Source organism: Stakelama portus (assembly GCF_003171655.1).
Taxonomy (GTDB): domain Bacteria; phylum Pseudomonadota; class Alphaproteobacteria; order Sphingomonadales; family Sphingomonadaceae; genus Sphingomonas; species Sphingomonas portus.
Window position 1 is genome coordinate 448,256 of the sequence record NZ_QFZL01000003.1, and the last position, 18,502, is coordinate 466,757.

An 18,502-nucleotide genomic window follows, 5' to 3' on the forward strand; every position below is an offset into this window, starting at 1 on the left:
CACGCGGCGGGATCCGCTTCGATGGCGCTGGGGGGCTGAGTCCCGATCCGGAGCATTTCGGAACTATCGCGCGTTTCATGTCCTTATTGCCGCCCTATCCCTTCGCTAACGAGCTTTCATGATCATCGGCCTTGGCTCAGACCTTTGTAATATCGAGCGAATCGAGTCGTCGCTGCAGCGGTTCGGTGCGCGGTTCGAAAACCGCGTGTTTACCGAAACCGAGCTAGCAAAGGCGAACCGGCGTCCCTTTACCAAGCCGGGGACGCTGGCAAAGCGCTTCGCCGCCAAGGAGGCGTTCTCCAAGGCCGTGGGTACGGGATTTCGGGCCGGCGTGTTCATGAAGGATATCGGCGTGGTCAATGCGCGGTCGGGCGCACCTACGCTGGCGCTGAGCGGAGGCGCCAAGGCGCGGCTTGACGCGCTGGTGCCCGAGGGTCACGAGGCGCGAATACACCTGACGCTGACCGACGATCACCCCTGGGCGTTCGCGCTGGTGATGATCGAAGCGGTGGCGCGGGCAGAAGGGTAGAGAATGGCGTCGGACGATCTGGCACTGGAACGCGAGCAGCCGGTCGATGCGCGGCCCGGCGACGGTGCCGACGCGCCCGTGCATGACGGGGATGCCGTTGCCGATGCCGATGCCGCTGTTGATGCCGGCGCAGGCAGCGACGATGGCGACCCGCCCCATCGCACCGATTGGTGGGGCGAAATCAAGGGGCTGTTCTGGCTGGTGATCGCCGTGCTCGGCTTTCACACGCTGATTGCCAAGCCTTTCTATATCCCGTCCGAATCGATGCTGCCCGGCCTGTTGGTCGGCGATCGCCTGATCGTCACCAAATATCCCTATGGCTATTCGTTCGTCTCCCCGACCTTTCACATATTGCCGTTCATCCATGGACGGTTGTTCGGGAGGATGCCCGAGCGCGGCGATGTCGTCATCCTGACCCCGCCGGGGAAGGAAACCGACTATATCAAGCGCGTCATCGGCCTGCCCGGCGAAACGATCGAGGGGCGCGGCGGCACCGTCTATATCGATGGCAAGCCCATTCAGCGCACTGCCGAGGGGCCGAAACTGATTCCGGTCGATGCGAATAGCCGCTGCGACCGGGGCCAATATCCCGGCCGCCGGATCGAGGGTGCCGATGGCCAGCTTTATTGCCGCCTGCCCATCTATCGCGAAACCCTGCCCAATGGCCGTTCCTATGAAACGGTCGATCTGGGGCGTACCGTGGCGGATGATTTCGGGCCGATCCACATTCCGGAAGGGCATGTGTTCCTGATGGGCGATAATCGCGACAATAGCGCCGACAGCCGCTTTCCGGTCGCCGATGGCGGCCTGGGCGGCCCGGTGCCGTGGGAGAATATCGGCGGCCGCGCCGAATTCATCACCTTCTCGCTCAATGGCAGCGAAAGCTGGAATCCGGCGACCTGGCTCGGCGCGTTCCGCTCCGGCCGCGCGGGCAAGACGCTGCATCCGAGCTCCGGCAAGCAATGAGCCGGGATCGCATCCCCGTCTATCCCGAACCGGGCCCCAACGAGATGCGCGATCCGATGGTGCGCGCGGAATTGAAGCGCGCATCGGTCTGGTTCGGGCTGGCGATCGCAGTGGCGCTGGTGGTGCTGCTGATTCAGCCGCTGCTGATCATTTTCGGCGGGCTGGTGGTGGCATCGATGCTCGACGGCGGCGCGCGTCTGCTGGGCAAGGTGCTGCCGCTGCCGCGTCAGGTGCGGATCATGATCGTCGTGCTGCTGGTGATCGCGTTCGTCGCGGGCACTTTCTATCACGCCGGGATGGAAATCGCGCAGCAGGCCGAACAGCTGCGTGAAACGCTGATGGTTCAGGCCCAGCATGTCGCGCAATGGGCGACCGACATGGGGCTGCTTCAGGAACGGTCGGGCATATTCAGCCTGGCGCAACAGGTGGTGGGCTCGATCGGCAAGGTCACGTCGGTGGTCGGATCGGTAATCGGCGCGTTCGCGGCGCTGTTGATGATCATGATCCTCGGCCTGTTCGTGGCATTGGAACCGCGTATTTACGAGCGCGGGCTGCAATGGATGGTGCCGCTGTCCGCGCGCGACGATTTCGCGGTGACGGTGAACGCGATGGCAGTGACGATGCGGCGGTTGCTCGCCGGGCGGCTTGCCGGAATGGCGTTCGAAGGCATCATCACCTGGCTGTTGCTGTCGATCGCCGGCGTGCCGATGGCGCTTTTGCTCGGCATCATCACCGGTACGCTCGCCTTCATTCCCAATATCGGCGCGTTCATCAGCGGCGTGTTGATGGTCGCGGCGGGATTTTCGGTCGGCAATGCCGAAGGGTTCTGGGCGATCATCATCTATTTCGGGGTCCAGAATTTCGACGGCTATGTCGTTATTCCCATGGTGGCGCGGCGCACCGTCGACCTTCCCCCCGCACTGACTCTCGCTTCGCAGATTCTGGCGAGCACGTTGTTCGGCGTCCTGGGCCTGGCGCTGGCCGATCCGATGCTGGCGATGGTGAAAGTGCTGCTCGAACGCGAATCGGAACTCGCCGCACGCGATGGCGGGAGCGAGGATGATGGCGACAGTCCCGAAACCGTCGAGGCCGAACCATCGCCGGGCTAGCGTCCGCACGCGGCGGAGACGCATAGCCATATCGGACAGGATTCGTTTATACCGAATCGATTGCCCGAATTGCGGACGGCCGGACAAGGCCGCCGCCCTCCGCCGCGAGGAAAGGAAGCCACAGAGAGATGCTGCTCTACGATTATTTCCGTTCGTCCGCATGCTATCGCGTGCGGATCGCGCTCAATCTGAAGCGCGTCGCCTATGACAGCGCGCCCATATCCCTGATCAATGGCGAGCAGCGTTCGGCCGACCATCTGGCACGCAATCCCCAGGGGCTGGTGCCCGCGCTCGACACGGGCGAGGGCGCGGTGCTCACCCAATCGCTGGCAATCATCGACTGGCTCGACGCGCGCTTCCCCGAACCGCGGCTGATCCCGGCCGATCCGCTGGCGCGTGCACAGGCACTGTCGCAGGCGATGGTGGTGGGGATGGACGTGCACCCGCTCAACAATCTGCGCGTGCTCAACCACTTGCGCGACACGCTCGGCGCCGATGGCGATGCGCGCAACCAATGGTATCGTCACTGGACCGCCGAAGGGCTGGCCGCGCTGGAGGCAATGGCGGGCGAGGGTCGCTTTCTGGGCGGCGACGCGCCGGGCATTGCCGATCTGTTCCTGATACCCCAGCTCTATAATGCGCGCCGGTTCGAATGCCCGCTGGACGCCTATCCGCGACTGGTCGCGATCGATGCGCAGGCACAGGCGATCCCGGCATTTGCCGCCGCGCATCCGGACAAGGTGAAACCGGCGGAATGACGAAGCCGCTGTTGCAGGGCGCTGCCGCCGCGACTGCGCTGCTGGCGGCGATGCCGGCGCTCGCGCAACAGGCGTCGCCCGAAATCGTCGTGACCGGCGAGGGGCTGGACCCGTCCCCGGGCGACGACGTCTATGCGACCGTGGAGATCGATCGCGACCGCCTGATGAACAGCGCGAGCGGGCGGATGGAAGATCTGCTCGGCGATGTCGCGGGTATCGCTGCGTTCCGCCGGTCCGATTCGCGTTCGGCGCATCCGACCAGCCAGGGCGTGACGTTGCGCGGGCTGGGCGGCAATGCATCGAGCCGCACGCTGCTGACGCTCGACGGCGTGCCACAGGCGGACCCGTTCGGCGGATGGGTGGCGTTTCCCGCCTATCTGCCCGAGCGGATGGCGAGCGTGCGCGTGACGCGCGGCGGCGGCAGCGGCGTTGCCGGACCGGGTGCACTGGCGGGAACGATCGCGATGACCAGCGCCGGGCCCGAACTGCTCGGCCCGTTCGGCGCGGGGCTGCGCTATGGCAGTCGCGACAGTATCGACGCCGTCGCCACTGCCGCGATCACGCCGCGCGGTGGTGGTTTCGTCACGCTGGCGGGGCAATATGGGCGCAGCGACGGATTCGCGCCGGTGGTGGCACAGGATCGCGGCCCGGTGGACCATGCCGCGCCCTATGAACAGGCGAGTCTCGCGCTTCGCGCCGTGGCACCGCTCAGCGGCGTTACCGAATTGCAGGCCAATCTTTCGGGTTTCACCGACCGGCGCAATCGCGGCGTCGATTTTACCGATGTGAAGAGCGAAGGCGTGGACGCCAGCATCCGGCTGGTCGGGCGAGGGGCATGGCAATGGTCGGCGCTCGGCTATCTTCAGACCCGCACTCTGGCGAGCGGCTTTGCCAGCGTCAGCGACGCGCGCGACACAGCCACGCCCGCGCTGGACCAGTATAATGTCCCGTCGACCGGGATCGGCGCGCGCATCGAAGCGCAACCGCCGACGGGCGATGCGCTGACGCTGCGGATCGGCGCGGACCTGCGCCATGTCGAAGGCGAAACGCAGGAACGCTATATCTTCGTTGCCGGCGATCCGACCCGGCGGCGCGAAGCGGGCGGACACAGCCTGACCATGGGCGGCTTTGCCGACCTCAGTTATCGCGACGGTGCGGTCACGCTGAATGCCAGCGGGCGTATCGACCATTGGCGGATCGGCCAGGGTCGGCTGATCGAACAGCCGCTGATCGGCGGTCCGGCGCTTACCGATGCCCGGTTCGCGCCGCGCACCGGATGGGAAGCGACCGGCCGGATCGGGGCTGCGCTGGAAGCGGCACCGGCACTCACGCTGCGCAGCGCGGGCTATCGCGGCTGGCGCCTGCCGACGCTCAACGAACTTTATCGCCCCTATCGCGTCGGCGCGGATGCGACGGCGGCCAATGCCGAACTGACGCCCGAACGGCTATGGGGTGGCGAGGCCGGGATAGACTGGCGACCGGCCCCCGGGCTGACGCTGTCGGCCACCGGCTATTGGAACCGACTCGACAATGCCGTTGCCAATGTGACGCTGGCGAACGGCCCGGGCAGCTTTCCCGGGGTCGGTTTCGTTTCGGCGGCGGGGGTTTATCGTCAGCGGCGCAATCTGGATGCCATCGAATCGCATGGCGCCGAAGTCGATGCGCGCTGGCGGCAGGGGCCATGGGCGCTTTCGGCGAGCTGGGCATGGACCGACGCGCGCGTACGCGCATCGGGCGTCGCGGCGGCGCTCGACGGATTGCGGCCCGCCCAGACGGCGCGGCACAGCGTTTCGGCGAGCCTCGGCTGGTGGCCGGGCGAAGCGGGCGGCGCGGTGACGCTGCGTTATGCCGGTCCGCGGTTCGACGACGATCAGAATCTGGCGCGGCTGAACGGCGCGGTCACGGTCGATGCCGTGCTGCGCGTGCCGATCGCGGCGGGGCTTTCGCTCGATCTGCGCGGCGAAAATCTGTTCGACACGCGCGTCGAGGCGGGAATTTCGGATGTGATAGAACGCGCCAGCCCGCGCAGCTTGTGGATCGGCCTGCGCTACCGCCCCCGCTGAGCCATCAGCGCGTCGAACAGCGCCAGATAGGCCGCGGTCGAATCGATCGCCCCGGCCTGGCGCGGCGCCGGGCGGGGCGCACCGGGCGCAAGCCAGCGTTCGAGCGCAGCAACCAGCGCATCGCCGTCGCCCGGCGGCACGATGCTGCCGCTTTCGGGCGCGATCAGTTCGCGAATCGAAACGCTCGATTCGGTCGCCACCACCGGCGTGCCGAGCGCCAGCGCTTCGTTCACGGCGCCGGGAACTCCTTCGAAATCGGACGTCAGCGCCACCAGCGCCGCGCCGCGCATCGCGGGGATGGGATCGGCGGCATAGCCGGGCAGCATCACGCGATCCGCGATGCGCAGCTGTGCCACCTGTGCTTCGAGCGCGCCGCGCGCGCTGCCTTCGCCGAGCAGCAGCAGCGACAGGTCGGGCATATCCAGCCGCGCAAAGGCTTCGATCAGCCGCTCCCAGCGTTTCTGGGGCTCGAGCCGCCCGACGCCGAGCAGGTAGCGTCCGGCCGGCAGCGCCACGGGAACGGCGTCCGCGCGCGGCAGCGCCGGGGGATTGGGAATGACGGAAACGCGTTGCGGGGCAATCCGCATCTCGCGCACTGCTTCGGCAGCGGTCGCCCGGGTCATCGCGACAATATGGTCGCAAAAGCGCGGATGGCTGCGCAGCCACCGCCGATAGCCCCAGGCGCCGATGCCATGCATATCCGACCGGACCAGGCTGTTCGAAACCTTGGCGACGATCGGCGGCGCGTTGCTGCCCATCCGCAATCGTGTCCATGCCGCCACGCCGGTATAATGATTGCCGGGGATGAAGATCAGGTCGGGGCGATGGTCGCGCGCCAGTGTCGGCATCGCCATCAGCGCGCGATACGCGGTGTCGCCCAATTCGATCACGGATAGTCCGTCCGGCATTTCCTGCGCCAGCGGCCCTTCCCGGCTGCCCAGGATCAGCGTGACGCGGCGCCCCGCCGCAACCCATCCGCTTGCCATGCGCAGCATCGCGCGTTCGACTCCGCCGCCGCGAAAGCTTTGGGCGAGCGTCATGACATGCGCCGCTATGGGAGGGGTGGATTCGTGCATGGACTTGCGGATCGGCCTTATAATCGCCAAATCATCACGCCAACAGACCCGATCTCGGGAAGCCGAGTGTAGTGGAGCGTCGTCGCCGGGAGAGCGTAAGCCGCTCATTTTGAGTATTACGAACAGCCTTGTGAACGACAGCGAGAGCGATTTGGCAACCCGATCCGGACTGGATGCTCCCGCTGCCGGGGGCACGGTCGATACGCAATCCGAACCAGCCGATGTAACGGGGCTTGAGCCGATCCAGCGGATCCGGCGTCGCTGGCCGACGATTCTGGGCGCGATCCTATCTGTCCTGATGATCGTGGCGGTGGGTCGCGAGCTGCTGGACAGCGGTCTGGCCGGGCTGTCGCGCGTGATTCCGCGCAGCGTCGGCTTCTGGTTCTTCTTCCTGACCGCCTATCTGATCCCGCCGACCTTCGACTGGTTCATTTTCCGCAAATTATGGAAAATCCCGCTGTCGGGCATGGTCGCGCTGCACAAGAAGCGCATCTCCAACGAAACGCTGATCGGCTATTCGGGCGAAGCCTATTTCTATGCCTGGGCGCGGCAGCGGACGAAGATGGTCGCGGCGCCCTTTGGCGCAGTGAAGGACGTCACCATCATGTCGGCGATGGCCGGCCATGCCGTGACGCTGACGATGCTGTTGATCGTGCTGCCGCTCGGCATCAAGCTGCTCAAACCCGAGGATCAGCATACGGTGCTGCTCGCGGTGGGGGCGATCATCATCATGACGCTGCCGTTCCTCATTTTCTCGCGGCGGGTCTTTTCGCTGCCGGTGCGAACGCTCTGGTGGGTCTTCGGGATGCAATGTTCGCGCATCATATCGGGTTCGGTGACGCTCGCCTTTGCATGGTATTTCGCGCTTCCGGCGGTGTCGGTGGGAATGTGGCTGATTCTTGTTGCCGGGCGGCTGCTGGTGTCGCGCCTGCCCTTCCTGCCTCAGAAGGAAACGGTTTTCGCCGCATTTGCGATCATGATGATTGGTAGAGGAGATGCGATATCGGAGCTGCTCGCGTTCACCGCAGCGCTATCTCTGCTGTTGCATGCTCTGCTTATCGGCTGCTTCAGCCTCTATTCGGTTTTGAGGAAGGAAACATGAAGACCACCAACTTGCTGACCGTGGCGGTGTTTGGCGCGCTGACCATGGCTGCGCCTCTGCCTGCCGCCGCGCAGGGCAGTGGCATATTGGGCGACGATGCTTCGGCCTGTGCCAATGGGCAGGGCCCGGCGATTCGCGCCACGATCACCGGCCTGCGCGACCGCACCGGGCGGCTCAAGCTTGAACTTTACCCCGGCAACGAGAGCGATTTCCTGAAGGATGATCGCGACCTTGTTTCCGAAGGCAAGTTCTTCCGCCGAATCTGGGCGAACACGCCCGGATCGGGCAATGTCGTGATGTGCATCAAGGCGCCGCGCCCCGGCACCTATGCCCTGTTCTTCACGCATGACCGCGACGGCAAGAACAAGTTCAATTTCTGGCGCGACGGCGCGGGTTTTGCGCGTCCGGGCAATCTGGGCCGCAGCCGCCCGCGTCTGGAACAGGCGCTGGTGACGGTCGGTTCGGGCGTGACCAACGTCACGATCCGCGCGCAATATCTGCGCGGGGTCGCCGGCTTCCGCCCGATCGAATGAGCGGAGGCGGATCGATGCGCATCGTCGACGTCAACGAATATTATTCGCCCACCGGCGGCGGCGTGCGCACCTATCTCGACCGCAAGATGGGGATATTGGCGGAACTGGGGCACGAACTGATCGTGATCGCCCCGGGCCGCGAAAACAGCATCGAGGATCGGCCGGGCGGCGGGCGCATTCATTGGGTCAAGGCGCCCCGGCTGATCTTCGATCGCAATTACGGCATTTTCATCGACGGCGCGCCGATCTGCAAGCTGCTCGACGAAATCCAGCCCGATGTCGTGGAGGCGAGCTCCCCCTGGCGTCCGGCATGGATTGTCGGCAACTGGCAAGGCGATGCGCTCAAGATCTTCTTTGCGCATAACGACAATATCGGCGCCTATCCCCAGCGCTGGCTCGACGGCATCGCCAATCGCGATCAGGTCGAAGCGATGTTCGACTGGTACACCCAGTATATGAATCGCTTTCTTGAGAAATATGACGCGTTCGTCACCAACGGCGCGACTCTGGCGCGGCGGTTCCGGCGGCGCGGCATGCATGTCGATGCGTCGATGCCGCTGGGCATCGACAAAGGCTATTTCTCGCCCGACCTGCGCGACGAAAAGCTGCGCGCGGCGATCCTCGCACAGATCGGCCTGCCGCCCGAGGGGCATTTGCTGCTCGGCATGGGCCGGCACCATCGCGAAAAACGCTGGTCGGTGGTGATCGACGCGGTCGAGGCGGCGGGAAGCGACCTGCCGGTGGGCATGATCATGCTGGGCGACGGCGTCGATCGTCAGCGGCTGGAAAAGCGAATCGCGGGCAGCCCGCATATCCGCATGTTCCGCCCGATCTATGACCGGTTCCGGCTGTCGCAGATCATGGCGAGTTGCGACGCGCTGATCCACGGTGCCGACAGCGAGCCGTTCGGGCTGGTGGGCACCGAGGCGCTGGCGTCGGGCCTGCCGCTGATCGTGCCCGATCGCGGCGGATGTTCGGACATTGCCGAAGTGCAGTTCGCCGAAACCTATACCGCCGGCAACGCTCAGGCCGCAGCCGAAGCGATTCGCCGCATGTTCGCGCGCGAACCGGCGATCCTGCGCGCGGCCTCACGCGCCGCATCGCAACGGGTCCGGTCCGACCGCGACCATGCCATCGCGCTGATGGACTATTATGCCGAAAAGCTGGAGGAGCGGCGGCGCGGCGGATCGGTCCGGCTGCGCGTCGCCTGATTTCCCGTGCCGTCGGCGGGGACATAGAGGCGGAACCGGTCGCTGTTCATCGGCACCCGTCGCCATCCGGCATGCACTGCCCAGGCTTCGAGCATCGCATCGAGCGCGGAGTCGCCGCTCGTCCATGCGCCTTCGCCGCCGACCAGAATCGCCGCCGGGGGACGCGTGCGGAAACTGTCCGCGAGCCTTGGCGCCGAAACCAGATTGCGCGCCGTCTCTTCCTCTTGCGAAAGCAGCGACTGCGCCCGGAAATAAAAGGGGCCGGTGACGAAGCGTTTGTCGACCGCGCGCCCGGTCCCGGCAAGGAATTGCGGCGCCAGCGTCGCGACCGGACCGGTCACGCCGGCCGCGTCCATCGCCGCGGCTAGCGTCGCCATTTCGCGCGTCGCCGTCGCCATTGCGGGCTTTCCGGCAAAAACCGCCGACAGGCTGGGCGCGAGACCGGCCAGTGCGAATATCAGGAAGGCCATTTTCCAGGCTCCCGACAGCCGCTCGGGCAGCATGATCGCCAGCGCGACGAACAGCGGTGGCAGCGCGGGGAGCAGATATTGGCGCCAGATCGGCGTCGGCAACAGCGCGGCGATCAGTGCCGCCGCCGCGAGCGCGAGGCATAGCAGCGCCGGCTCGGAGCGCGGGCGATGGATAGAGAGAAAGACGAGCGCAGGCAGCGCGGGGCCAAGCGCGAGGAATTTGAGCGCATCGACTGGTTTGAGCGCGGCCCAGAGTTTCCAGGCACGCTCGCCCGCAGCATAATAATCGGCAGGCGCCGCTGAGGGGAAAATCAAAACGCCGAACAGGAAATCCTGCGGCGCGGCGATCCATAGTCCCACGACCAGCAGGCATGGCGCCAGCGCCCCGGCAGCGACCCAAAGCGGCAGATGCCGCCGGTGCCACAGGGTATAAAGGCCATAGGCCGCAGCCGGAAAGGCGCAGGATATCTTGGCCGCCGCAGCACTTGCCAGCAGCAATCCGGCAAGAAAGGCGCCGACCGGCGTCGCTTTGCCTTGCGTTGCGCGCAGGATCGGGATCAGCGCGGCGGCAACCAGCGCGCCGGGAAGCGCATCATTGCGCGCGACGCCGATGCTGAACAACAAAATGTCGGTCGTCGCGAACAGCGCCGCCGCGATCGTGGCGGCGCGTTGCGACGCTCCTGCCTCGCGCGCCGCGCGATGGACGCACAGCACCGCCACCAGCCCCAGCGCCGCATTCACCAGCCGCAGCCCCTGCCAGGCGAAAGCGCCGAACAGCGCGGCAAACGGCGCAAACAGCAGCGGTTGAAGCGGCGTCTGCAGATAGGCGAAGTCGCGAAACGGCAGCGCGCTGCCGCTCAATATCGCGGCGGCGACATATTGGCTCTCGTCATGGTCGATCGGCCGCGCGATCGCCAGCAACGCGAAGAGCAGGGCGAGCGCGGCAATCGCCGACGCCCGCCACGCGCTTTGGCTCATATTTCCTCGGGATAGATGGGCTGAATATCGACCGGGATCGCATCCATCGCGGCAATCGCGTCCTTCGCATGATCGTCGAGCACGGCCCAGCGGTCGAAGAATGCCCTGGTCCCGGCATAATCGCCATGCGCCTGCAGCATCAGCATGTCGTGGAGCAGCGCGCGGATGCCGCTCTCCATCCGGTCCATGTCGATGACATAATGGCCGCTGGCATCATCCCAGGCGAAGGCGCCATGCGCGAGCAGATAGCCATATTGCGCCGCTGCGCCCTTGCCATGGGCCTCCTCGGTGCCAAAGCGCATCGCGCGGAAGATACCGGTGAAATAGGTGGCGAGCAGCTGGTCTTTTTCGGCTTCGGGCAATTCGCCCTTGTCCATCATGAACAGGATGTTCCACGCGCCCATCACATCGGCCTTGGCCTCTTCGAGCGCCGAATATTGGTCGCGCAATTCGGCATTCACCGTGGTGGTGCGGCCGTCGATCGTGATCGTGCCCGGCCCCAGGCTGTGCGACAATTCGTGGAACAGCGTTTCGAGCTGCATATATTTCTTCACCACCAGACCGGCCTGATCGGGGGCGAGGACGATCGGGGCCATCGGCGCCAGAATGCGCTCATATTTGGCGCCGAGGACGTTCGACAGGATCACTTTCTTCGCGCCCTTCGCCTCACGCACGCGCTCGTCATTGGGCAGGTTGAAGGCGATGGTCTGCACCCCCGGTACATTGTCGCCGCCGCCATGCACCTGTTCGGCGACCGAGATCGGGCTGGCGAAACCGCGCTGGAAATTCTTGTACGCGTCATCGATCGGCAGATTTGCCTCCATGTCGCGGAGATAGCCCTTATATTTGTCGAGCGCGGCGCTTTCTTCCGGGTCGCGCAACGTGACGAAGCTTTCGAACGCCGTCTTGGTGCCCATCAGCCGGTCGGTATAGACTTCGTACGGTCCGATCGCGACTTCGATCGGCGTGTCCTTCAGGTCCATCCACGCCAGTTCGCTTTCATAATAATCGTCGGTACGGAACGATTGCGCACGCAGCGTCAGGAAGCGTTTGAGGCTGGGGTTGGTCGTGATCGCCGCTGCCTGTTCCATATATTGCGCGGCGGGTTCGAGCCATTGTTTGTATTCGACCGAATAGGGGATGGCGACGAGCGCGTCGCCGTCGCGCTTCACCACCGTATAGGGGCTGAGCAGCGCGTCCTTCTGATCGGGATGCGCGGCGATATAGGCGTCAAGCTGCTCGCGCGTCAGGTCGTGCGGATAGAAGCCGGCGCCTTCGGGCATCGCAGTCGTGCCCCAAAAGGGGTGCAGCTCGGCAATCTCGTCCCACGGTCCGAAATTGCGGTCGAACATCTTGAGCAGCAACGGCACATCGGCGCGGCGGCTGCGCGCGATGGTTTCGCGGAGCGCGGGCAGTTCCGGGCCACGCTGGCGCAGATAGACCTGATTGAGTTCGTTCGATGCCTTGATCAGCAGATTGACGACCTGGCGTTCCTCGTCGCTGAGAAAGCCCGTGTCGGGGTTCATGTCGATTCGCGCGATCTTGTCCCATTGCGCCTGAAGGTCATAGGCTTCGGCGTGCGGCGGGACGGGCGTTTCCACCGGAGCGGCGGGCACGGGTTCGCCAGGAACGGAGCCGGCCATGCCGGTGGTGCAGCCGGCGGTGGCGAGAAGCAGGGGGACAATAGCGAAGCGCATCGAGGAAGACCTTTCCGCGGATTGGAATATGATCCTGCATTAGCGGTGGCGGCGGACACTGTCACGAACCCGCCATATCCGCGGTGCAGGAGCTGGGCCGAACAGGAGTTTCGCCATGACGTTTCAGATCGACCGCCGTTCCCTTCTGATGACCGGCACGCTGGGCCTGGGTGCCTTTGCCGTGCCGGGTTTTGCCCGCGCGCTGACCGTCGCCGATATGCGCGGCTTTACCCATTCGGTGGCGAGCGGCGAACCGTCGGCGACGTCGATGCTGCTGTGGACCCGCTATGTCCCCGCCGATGGCGGCGCGGCGAAACTGCGCGTCGAAGTGAGCGAGGATGCCGATTTTGCGCAGGTCGTAAGCGGCGGCGAAATGATCACCGGCCCGTGGCGCGATCACACCGCCAAGATCACGGTGACGGGGCTGAAGCCGGGAACCGCCTATCATTATCGCTTCATCGCGCCCGATGGCGGCATGTCGCCAATCGGTCGCACCCAGAGCTTGCCCCAGGGCGATGTCGCGCGGTTCGGCATCGCGACTTTCTCCTGCTCGAACATGCCCTATGGCTATTTCAACGCCTATGGCCATGCCGCCGCGCGCGACGATATCGACCTGTGGGTCCATCTCGGCGACTATCTCTACGAATATAAGAAGGGCGGCTATGCGCCCGCCGGCGGCGCCGTCGACGGTCGCTGGCCCGCGCCCGATGGCGAGCTGATCGCGCTTGCCGATTATCGGCTGCGCTATGCCAGCTATCGTTCGGACCCCGATTTGCAGAAACTGCACGCGGCCAAGCCGATGATCGTGTCGATGGACGATCACGAATCGGCCAATGACAGCTGGGAAGGCGGCGCGCAGAACCATCAGGCCGATGAAGGCGACTGGAGCACGCGCAAGGCCGCGGCGCTGCAGGCATGGCGCGAATGGATGCCGATTTCCGACGAACCCTGGGCGCATTATCAGATCGGCACGCTCGCGACCTTCTTCCGCACCGATACGCGGCTGATCGCGCGCAGCAAGCAGGCCGAACTTGCGCCGCTGTTCACTGCCGCCAATCCGGGGCAGGCGCTCGCCCGGTTCCGCGACGGCGAATGGCAGGACCCGGCCGCAACGATGATGGGTACGACGCAGGAAGCCTGGCTTGCCGAGGAAATGCGCCATTCGATCCATCACGGCACCAAATGGCAGGTCGTCGGCTTCGGCACGATCATGGGCAATTTGCGCGCGCCGCAAAATGTGCTCGACTGGCTCTCGCCCGACGCGCCTTCTTATACCAAGCAATATTTTCAGGCCGGCGCGATCGCCGCGCAGGCCGGTCTGCCGTTCAATATGGACAGCTGGGGCGGCTATCCCGCCGCACGCGCGCGCTTCCTCAAATCGGCGCAGGAAATGGACGCCGAACTGCTGGTCCTGTGCGGTGACAGCCACAATGCCTGGGCGTTCGATCTGGCGCAGGACGGCAGGCCGGCGGGCGTCGAATTTGCCGGGCACAGCGTGTCGTCGCCGGGGTTCGAATCGGCGACCACCGCCGATCCGCGCACGATCGCGCGCAGCCTGGTCGACGCGAATAGCGAGCTGAAATGGTGCGACACCAGCAACCGCGGCTATATGGCGATGACGCTGACGCCGGAGAAGGCGACGAACGACTGGCTGTTCGTCGACAGCATCACTCGCCACGATCCCGCCGCGACGCGCGTCGGCTACAGCACCAGCGTGATGCGCGGTGCAAAGGTCATGGCGTAAGCGTCGCGCTTTCCCGGCCCGGTGGGGCCGGGGGCGGCGTGAGCCCTAAACCCGCTCCGCCGAGCTGACGACTTCGGTCGCGCGCAGGGCCGCGAGCAGGCGCATCAGGTGCTGGAGGTCGCGTACCTCCAGCTCGAGCGTGTTGGTGTGGAAGGTCGTGTCGCGATCGTCCATGCGCAGGCCAAGGATATTGGCTTTGTGCGCGCCGATCAGTGTCGCGATCGTGCCCAGCGCGCCGGGTTCGTTTTTCAGCGTCACGTTGATCCGCGCGACTCCGCCTGCGGCCTTTTCGCCCCATTGCAGGTCGACCCAGTCGGCATCGGTGACTTCGGCCAGTTTTTCGCAGGTGATGGCATGTACTTCGATGCCTTCGCCGGGCCGGCGGATGCCGACGATCCGGTCGCCGGGAATGGGGCGACAGCAATCGGCAAGATCATAGGCGACGCCCGGCGTCAGCCCCTTGATCGAAATCGCATATTGCTGCGGCGGCATATCCTGTTCGAGCCCGTCGGCGGTTCCGGGCATCAGCGCCTCGATCACCTGGGCGTCGGTCACTTGCTGCCGCGCGACTGCGTCCATCAGCGCCGCTTCGTCGGGTAGCTGCAGCCGCTTGAGCGCGTCCATCAGCCCGTCCATGCCGACCGGCGCGGGCAGCCGCTGGACGATTTCGTCATAGAGTTTGCGGCCAAGCGCTTCGTTTTCCTCGCGCTCCTTATGGCGCAGATAGCGGCGGATCGCCGCGCGCGCCTTGCCGGTGATCGCGAAGTTCAGCCAGTTTTCCTGTGGCACCTGTGCCTTGGAACGCAGGATCTGGACCTGATCGCCCTGTGCGATTTCGGTGCGCAGCGGCACGACGCGCCCGTTGATCTTTGCACCCACTGCCTGATCGCCCAGATCGGTGTGGACGGCATAGGCGAAATCGATCGGCGTCGCGCCCTTGGGCAACTGGATCAGCTCGCCCTTGGGACTGAAGGCGAAGATGCGATCCTGATACATCGCCATGCGGGTATGTTCGAGCAGCTCTTCGGCATTGCCCGCATTGTCGAGGATTTCGACCAGATCGCGGATCCAGCTGACCTGTGTATCGGGTCGCACCGCGTCCTGTTTATAGGCCCAGTGCGCGGCGAGCCCATATTCGGCCTGGGCGTGCATTTCGTGCGTGCGGATCTGAATTTCGACGCGGGTATTTTCGGCAAGGATCACGCTGGTGTGCAGCGAGCGATAGCCGTTGCGCTTGGGCGTCGAGATATAATCCTTGAAGCGGCCCGGGACCATCGGCCATTTGCGATGGATGACGCCCAGCGCGCGATAGCATTCCTCTTCGGTACCGACGATCGCGCGAAAGGCAGTGATATCGGAAAGCTGTTCGAGGCTTACATGCCGCTCGGACATTTTCTTCCAGATCGAATAGGGGTGTTTCTCGCGCCCCGACACTTCGGCTTCGATGCCGTTGCGTTCGAGCAGCTGCGACAATGTCTTGGAAACCCTGGCGATGCGATCGTCGCCGTCCTTGCGCAGCGCCTCAAGGCGCCGGGTGATCGATTCCCATGCCTCGGGCTCGAGTTCGCGGAAGGCGAGCGTCTGCATCTCCTTCATGAACTCGTACATGCCGATCCGCTCGGCGAGCGGGGCATAGATGTCCATCGTCTCGCGCGCGATGCGGCGGCGCTTGTCTTCCTTCTTGATGTAATGAAGCGTGCGCATGTTGTGCAGCCGGTCGGCAAGTTTGACCAGCAGCACGCGGATGTCGTCCGACATGGCGAGCAGGAATTTGCGCAGATTTTCCGCGGCGCGCTCATTCTCGCTCTGCGCTTCGATGCGCGACAGCTTGGTGACGCCATCCACCATCCGCGCCACCGACGGACCGAATTTGCTGAGGATTTCCTCCGGCGTCGCCACCGTATCCTCGATCGTGTCGTGCAGGATCGCCGTCGCGATCGTCTCATCGTCGAGATGCAGGTCGGTCAGGATGCCCGCGACTTCGATCGGGTGGCTGAAATAGGGGTCGCCCGATGCGCGCTTCTGGCTGCCATGCGCGTGCATCGAAAAGACATAGGCGCGGTTGAGCAACGCCTCATCGGCCTGCGGGTCGTACCCTTTGACCCGTTCTACCAGTTCATATTGCCGCAGCACGCGCGTCTTACTCTGTCCTCAGCCAATGCAGGCAGGAATGCCCAAGCTGAGCCTAGATGGGGCCGCGTGCTGCGGATTTGCAACAGAAATGGTCAGCTTCGCGCGTGCGCGTTGCAATTGGACAAGGATTCGGCGTCGAACGCTTCGCCATTGGCGCTGAAACTTGCGAGCTCACCGACCTCGCGAACGATCAGCTGGCACATGATCGCATCGCGCGAACGCCCCTTGGGCGCATCGCAGCTGGTCTCGCCGCAGGTCCACACCGTCGATCGGGTGACAATCTGCCCCGGGGCCGGAGCGGTTGCCGGCGTGGCGGAATAATAGCCGTTCGATACCTGGGCGATGCCCGTGCCGGGCATGAGGGCGAACGAGGCTGCAGCGGCAACAGCCGCGAAAGTCAGACGGGCCATGACGAATCCTTTGAAAAATGCGCAGCATTAAGTTGCGAAACGCTACTTAAATCGCCAAAATGATAGTTGCAAGTTGAAACTGTTGCTGCGACGCAAAACGCATAAGCGATTTGGGTCCGGCCGAAATGTGAGTATGGTGCGCGTTCATGGATGATGCCGTTCGACAATCGCTGCGGGAATTGGTCGCGAGCTGCAGCCTGCCCGCGGCGCTGGAAGCCATGGGCGAGCGCTGGTCGTTTCTGATCCTGCGCGGCGCGTTCAACAAATTATGCCATTTCGAGGAGTTCCAGTCGGAACTGGGCATTGCGCGCAATATCCTCGCCAACCGGCTCACGCGGCTGGTCGATCACGGCATCCTCGAACGCAGGCCGCATGCGGACGACCGTCGCAAGATCGAATATCGGCTGACCGACAAGGGTTATGCGCTGTTGCCGACGATGGTCGCGCTGCGGCAATGGGGCGAACGGTGGGAAACCGGGGTGCCCGCCAATCCGATCCTGGTCGACGCGCGCGATCGCAAGCCGATCCGCCAGGTGCAGGTGCTCAGCCATGACGGCCGCCCGCTGGGCAAGGGCGACATGCTCTGGGCGCTGTCCGAAGAGGCCGAGGCCGCTCCGGCGAACACCGAAGCAGCCGAATAGCAATTTTCGCAGTCAGAGCAGGATAAGATGGCCGTTCGCTCGCTTTTCGCCACGCGCTTCTATGAAGGCGCGCTCGACGATTCCGCATTGCTCGAGGAACTGGAGGATGCGTGCCGCGATCTTTCCGGCGATGATCGCGCCGGTCGGGCATGGTCGAAGGAACATGGCTATCGCGGCTATACCAGCTATGCCTCGCTCGCCGATCTGCCGCAGCGCGATCCGCGTTTCGGCGATCTGGTCCGTCACCTGAACCGCCATGTTGCCCGGTTCGCGAAGCTATGCGCGTTCGACCTTGGCGGGCGCAAGCTCAAGCTCGACAGCCTGTGGGTCAATGTGATGAAGCCCGGCGGAACGCATTCGGGGCATATCCATCCGCACAGCGTCGTATCGGGGACGCTCTATGTCACCGTGCCGCCGGGTTCGGGTGCGCTCAAGCTCGAAGATCCGAGGCTTTCGATGCTGATGGCCGCCCCGGTCCGCACGCCCGACGCGCCCGAGGATCTTCAGCCCTTTGTCTATGCGCAGCCGGAGGCCGGAGCGATCTTCCTGTGGGAAAGCTGGCTGCGCCACGAAGTGATGCAGAGCAGCGCGAAAAGCGACCGGATCAGCGTCAGCTTCAATTATCGGCTGTAACCGGCGCCATCAGCGTTTCGAGCCGTGCGCGCACGCGCGGCGAAATGGCCAGCGGGCGGCGCGTTGCGAGGTCGAGCTGGACGCTGGTGACATCGACCATGGTGTGCAGCGCGCCTGTCCCAGAGTGATAGAGTTCGACGCGCATCGTCATGCTCGAATTGCCGATCCGCGCGACATGCGCGCGCCCGTCGATCAGATCGTCATATCGGAAGGGGCGGGAATAGTTCAGCTCCGCGCGAACCACATTAAACTCCGCTTCGGTCCATTCCGGCCCCAGATCGTCGATCCCGGTCCAGCGCCAGAATTCGTTGATCACGACATCGGCATATTCCAGATAGCGCGAATTGAAGACGATCTTCTGACCGTCGATTTCGGAGTAACGGACGCGGATCGGCGTCGAAAATTCGGATGCGGAAATGGACATGGCCTGCGGATACCCACAGGCCATG

Annotated in this window: 17 protein-coding genes; 11 read left to right on the plus strand and 6 right to left on the minus strand. The window is 64.6% G+C overall.

What is annotated here, in order from left to right; all coding sequences use genetic code 11:
* The first annotated feature begins 118 nt into the window (after nucleotides 1–118).
* The 5 genes from acpS to DKB74_RS10715 all read left to right on the plus strand — a co-directional run bounded on the left by acpS (nucleotide 119) and on the right by DKB74_RS10715 (nucleotide 5,425).
* A complete protein-coding gene (gene acpS / locus DKB74_RS10695; protein ID WP_109808115.1) occupies nucleotides 119–529 on the plus strand; it encodes a holo-ACP synthase in 411 nt (136 codons plus the stop codon).
* Nucleotides 530–532: 3 nt separating this feature from the next.
* Entirely contained in the window at nucleotides 533–1,495 is a 963-nt protein-coding gene (lepB, locus tag DKB74_RS10700) for a signal peptidase I (protein WP_109808116.1), read from the plus strand.
* A complete protein-coding gene (locus DKB74_RS10705; protein WP_109808117.1) occupies nucleotides 1,492–2,604 on the plus strand; it encodes an AI-2E family transporter in 1,113 nt (370 codons plus the stop codon). Before lepB ends, DKB74_RS10705 begins: the two co-directional genes overlap by 4 nt.
* A gap of 128 nt (nucleotides 2,605–2,732) precedes the next feature.
* The gene (gene maiA / locus DKB74_RS10710) at nucleotides 2,733–3,362 is read left to right on the plus strand and encodes a maleylacetoacetate isomerase (protein WP_109808118.1); all 630 of its coding nucleotides are present in this window, start codon (nucleotides 2,733–2,735) and stop codon (nucleotides 3,360–3,362) included.
* Nucleotides 3,359–5,425: a TonB-dependent receptor gene (locus tag DKB74_RS10715; RefSeq protein WP_109808119.1), complete on the plus strand. Its 2,067-nt coding sequence runs from the start codon at nucleotides 3,359–3,361 to the stop codon at nucleotides 5,423–5,425. The genes maiA and DKB74_RS10715 overlap by 4 nt, the downstream gene beginning before the upstream one ends.
* Here the strand turns inward: DKB74_RS10715 and DKB74_RS10720 are convergent.
* Nucleotides 5,410–6,465 (minus strand): glycosyltransferase, encoded by a 1,056-nt coding sequence (locus tag DKB74_RS10720; protein WP_109808120.1) that lies wholly within the window; start codon nucleotides 6,463–6,465, stop codon nucleotides 5,410–5,412. The two genes, DKB74_RS10715 and DKB74_RS10720, sit on opposite strands and share 16 nt — an antisense overlap.
* Before the next feature lie 187 nt (nucleotides 6,466–6,652).
* Here DKB74_RS10720 and DKB74_RS10725 point away from each other — a divergent pair, with 187 nt between their 5' ends.
* The 3 genes from DKB74_RS10725 to DKB74_RS10735 are packed head-to-tail and all read left to right on the plus strand — an operon-like array spanning nucleotide 6,653 to nucleotide 9,347.
* Complete coding sequence (locus tag DKB74_RS10725) at nucleotides 6,653–7,603, plus strand: hypothetical protein (protein WP_239987471.1); 951 nt, start codon at nucleotides 6,653–6,655, stop codon at nucleotides 7,601–7,603.
* Entirely contained in the window at nucleotides 7,600–8,136 is a 537-nt protein-coding gene (locus DKB74_RS10730; RefSeq protein WP_109808121.1) for a DUF2141 domain-containing protein, read from the plus strand. The genes DKB74_RS10725 and DKB74_RS10730 overlap by 4 nt, the downstream gene beginning before the upstream one ends.
* 14 nt (nucleotides 8,137–8,150) lie before the next feature.
* A complete protein-coding gene (locus tag DKB74_RS10735; RefSeq protein ID WP_109808287.1) occupies nucleotides 8,151–9,347 on the plus strand; it encodes a glycosyltransferase in 1,197 nt (398 codons plus the stop codon).
* Here DKB74_RS10735 and DKB74_RS10740 read toward each other — a convergent pair.
* Both DKB74_RS10740 and DKB74_RS10745 read right to left on the minus strand, forming a co-directional pair.
* Nucleotides 9,287–10,795 (minus strand): DUF2029 domain-containing protein, encoded by a 1,509-nt coding sequence (locus DKB74_RS10740; RefSeq protein WP_193504422.1) that lies wholly within the window; start codon nucleotides 10,793–10,795, stop codon nucleotides 9,287–9,289. The two genes, DKB74_RS10735 and DKB74_RS10740, sit on opposite strands and share 61 nt — an antisense overlap.
* Entirely contained in the window at nucleotides 10,792–12,492 is a 1,701-nt protein-coding gene (locus DKB74_RS10745) for a dipeptidyl-peptidase 3 family protein (protein ID WP_109808122.1), read from the minus strand. The genes DKB74_RS10740 and DKB74_RS10745 overlap by 4 nt, the downstream gene beginning before the upstream one ends.
* Before the next feature lie 115 nt (nucleotides 12,493–12,607).
* Here DKB74_RS10745 and DKB74_RS10750 point away from each other — a divergent pair, with 115 nt between their 5' ends.
* On the plus strand, nucleotides 12,608–14,236 hold the full coding sequence (locus tag DKB74_RS10750; protein ID WP_109808123.1) for an alkaline phosphatase D family protein: 1,629 nt from the start codon (nucleotides 12,608–12,610) through the stop codon (nucleotides 14,234–14,236).
* 45 nt (nucleotides 14,237–14,281) lie between these two features.
* Here DKB74_RS10750 and DKB74_RS10755 read toward each other — a convergent pair whose 3' ends face one another.
* Together DKB74_RS10755 and DKB74_RS10760 are read right to left on the minus strand one after the other, a co-directional pair.
* Nucleotides 14,282–16,369 (minus strand): RelA/SpoT family protein, encoded by a 2,088-nt coding sequence (locus DKB74_RS10755; RefSeq protein WP_109808124.1) that lies wholly within the window; start codon nucleotides 16,367–16,369, stop codon nucleotides 14,282–14,284.
* Nucleotides 16,370–16,461: 92 nt separating this feature from the next.
* Nucleotides 16,462–16,779, minus strand: a complete 318-nt coding sequence (locus DKB74_RS10760; protein WP_109808125.1) for a CC_3452 family protein — start codon at nucleotides 16,777–16,779, stop codon at nucleotides 16,462–16,464.
* 146 nt (nucleotides 16,780–16,925) lie between these two features.
* Here DKB74_RS10760 and DKB74_RS10765 point away from each other — a divergent pair, with 146 nt between their 5' ends.
* Together DKB74_RS10765 and DKB74_RS10770 are read left to right on the plus strand one after the other, a co-directional pair.
* The gene (locus DKB74_RS10765; RefSeq protein ID WP_109808126.1) at nucleotides 16,926–17,420 is read left to right on the plus strand and encodes a winged helix-turn-helix transcriptional regulator; all 495 of its coding nucleotides are present in this window, start codon (nucleotides 16,926–16,928) and stop codon (nucleotides 17,418–17,420) included.
* Between the two features lie 27 nt (nucleotides 17,421–17,447).
* The gene (locus tag DKB74_RS10770) at nucleotides 17,448–18,053 is read left to right on the plus strand and encodes a TIGR02466 family protein (RefSeq protein ID WP_109808127.1); all 606 of its coding nucleotides are present in this window, start codon (nucleotides 17,448–17,450) and stop codon (nucleotides 18,051–18,053) included.
* Here DKB74_RS10770 and DKB74_RS10775 read toward each other — a convergent pair.
* Nucleotides 18,037–18,477, minus strand: coding sequence for an acyl-CoA thioesterase (locus tag DKB74_RS10775; protein ID WP_109808288.1), 441 nt, complete (start codon nucleotides 18,475–18,477; stop codon nucleotides 18,037–18,039). The two genes, DKB74_RS10770 and DKB74_RS10775, sit on opposite strands and share 17 nt — an antisense overlap.
* Nucleotides 18,478–18,502: the final 25 nt, after the last annotated feature.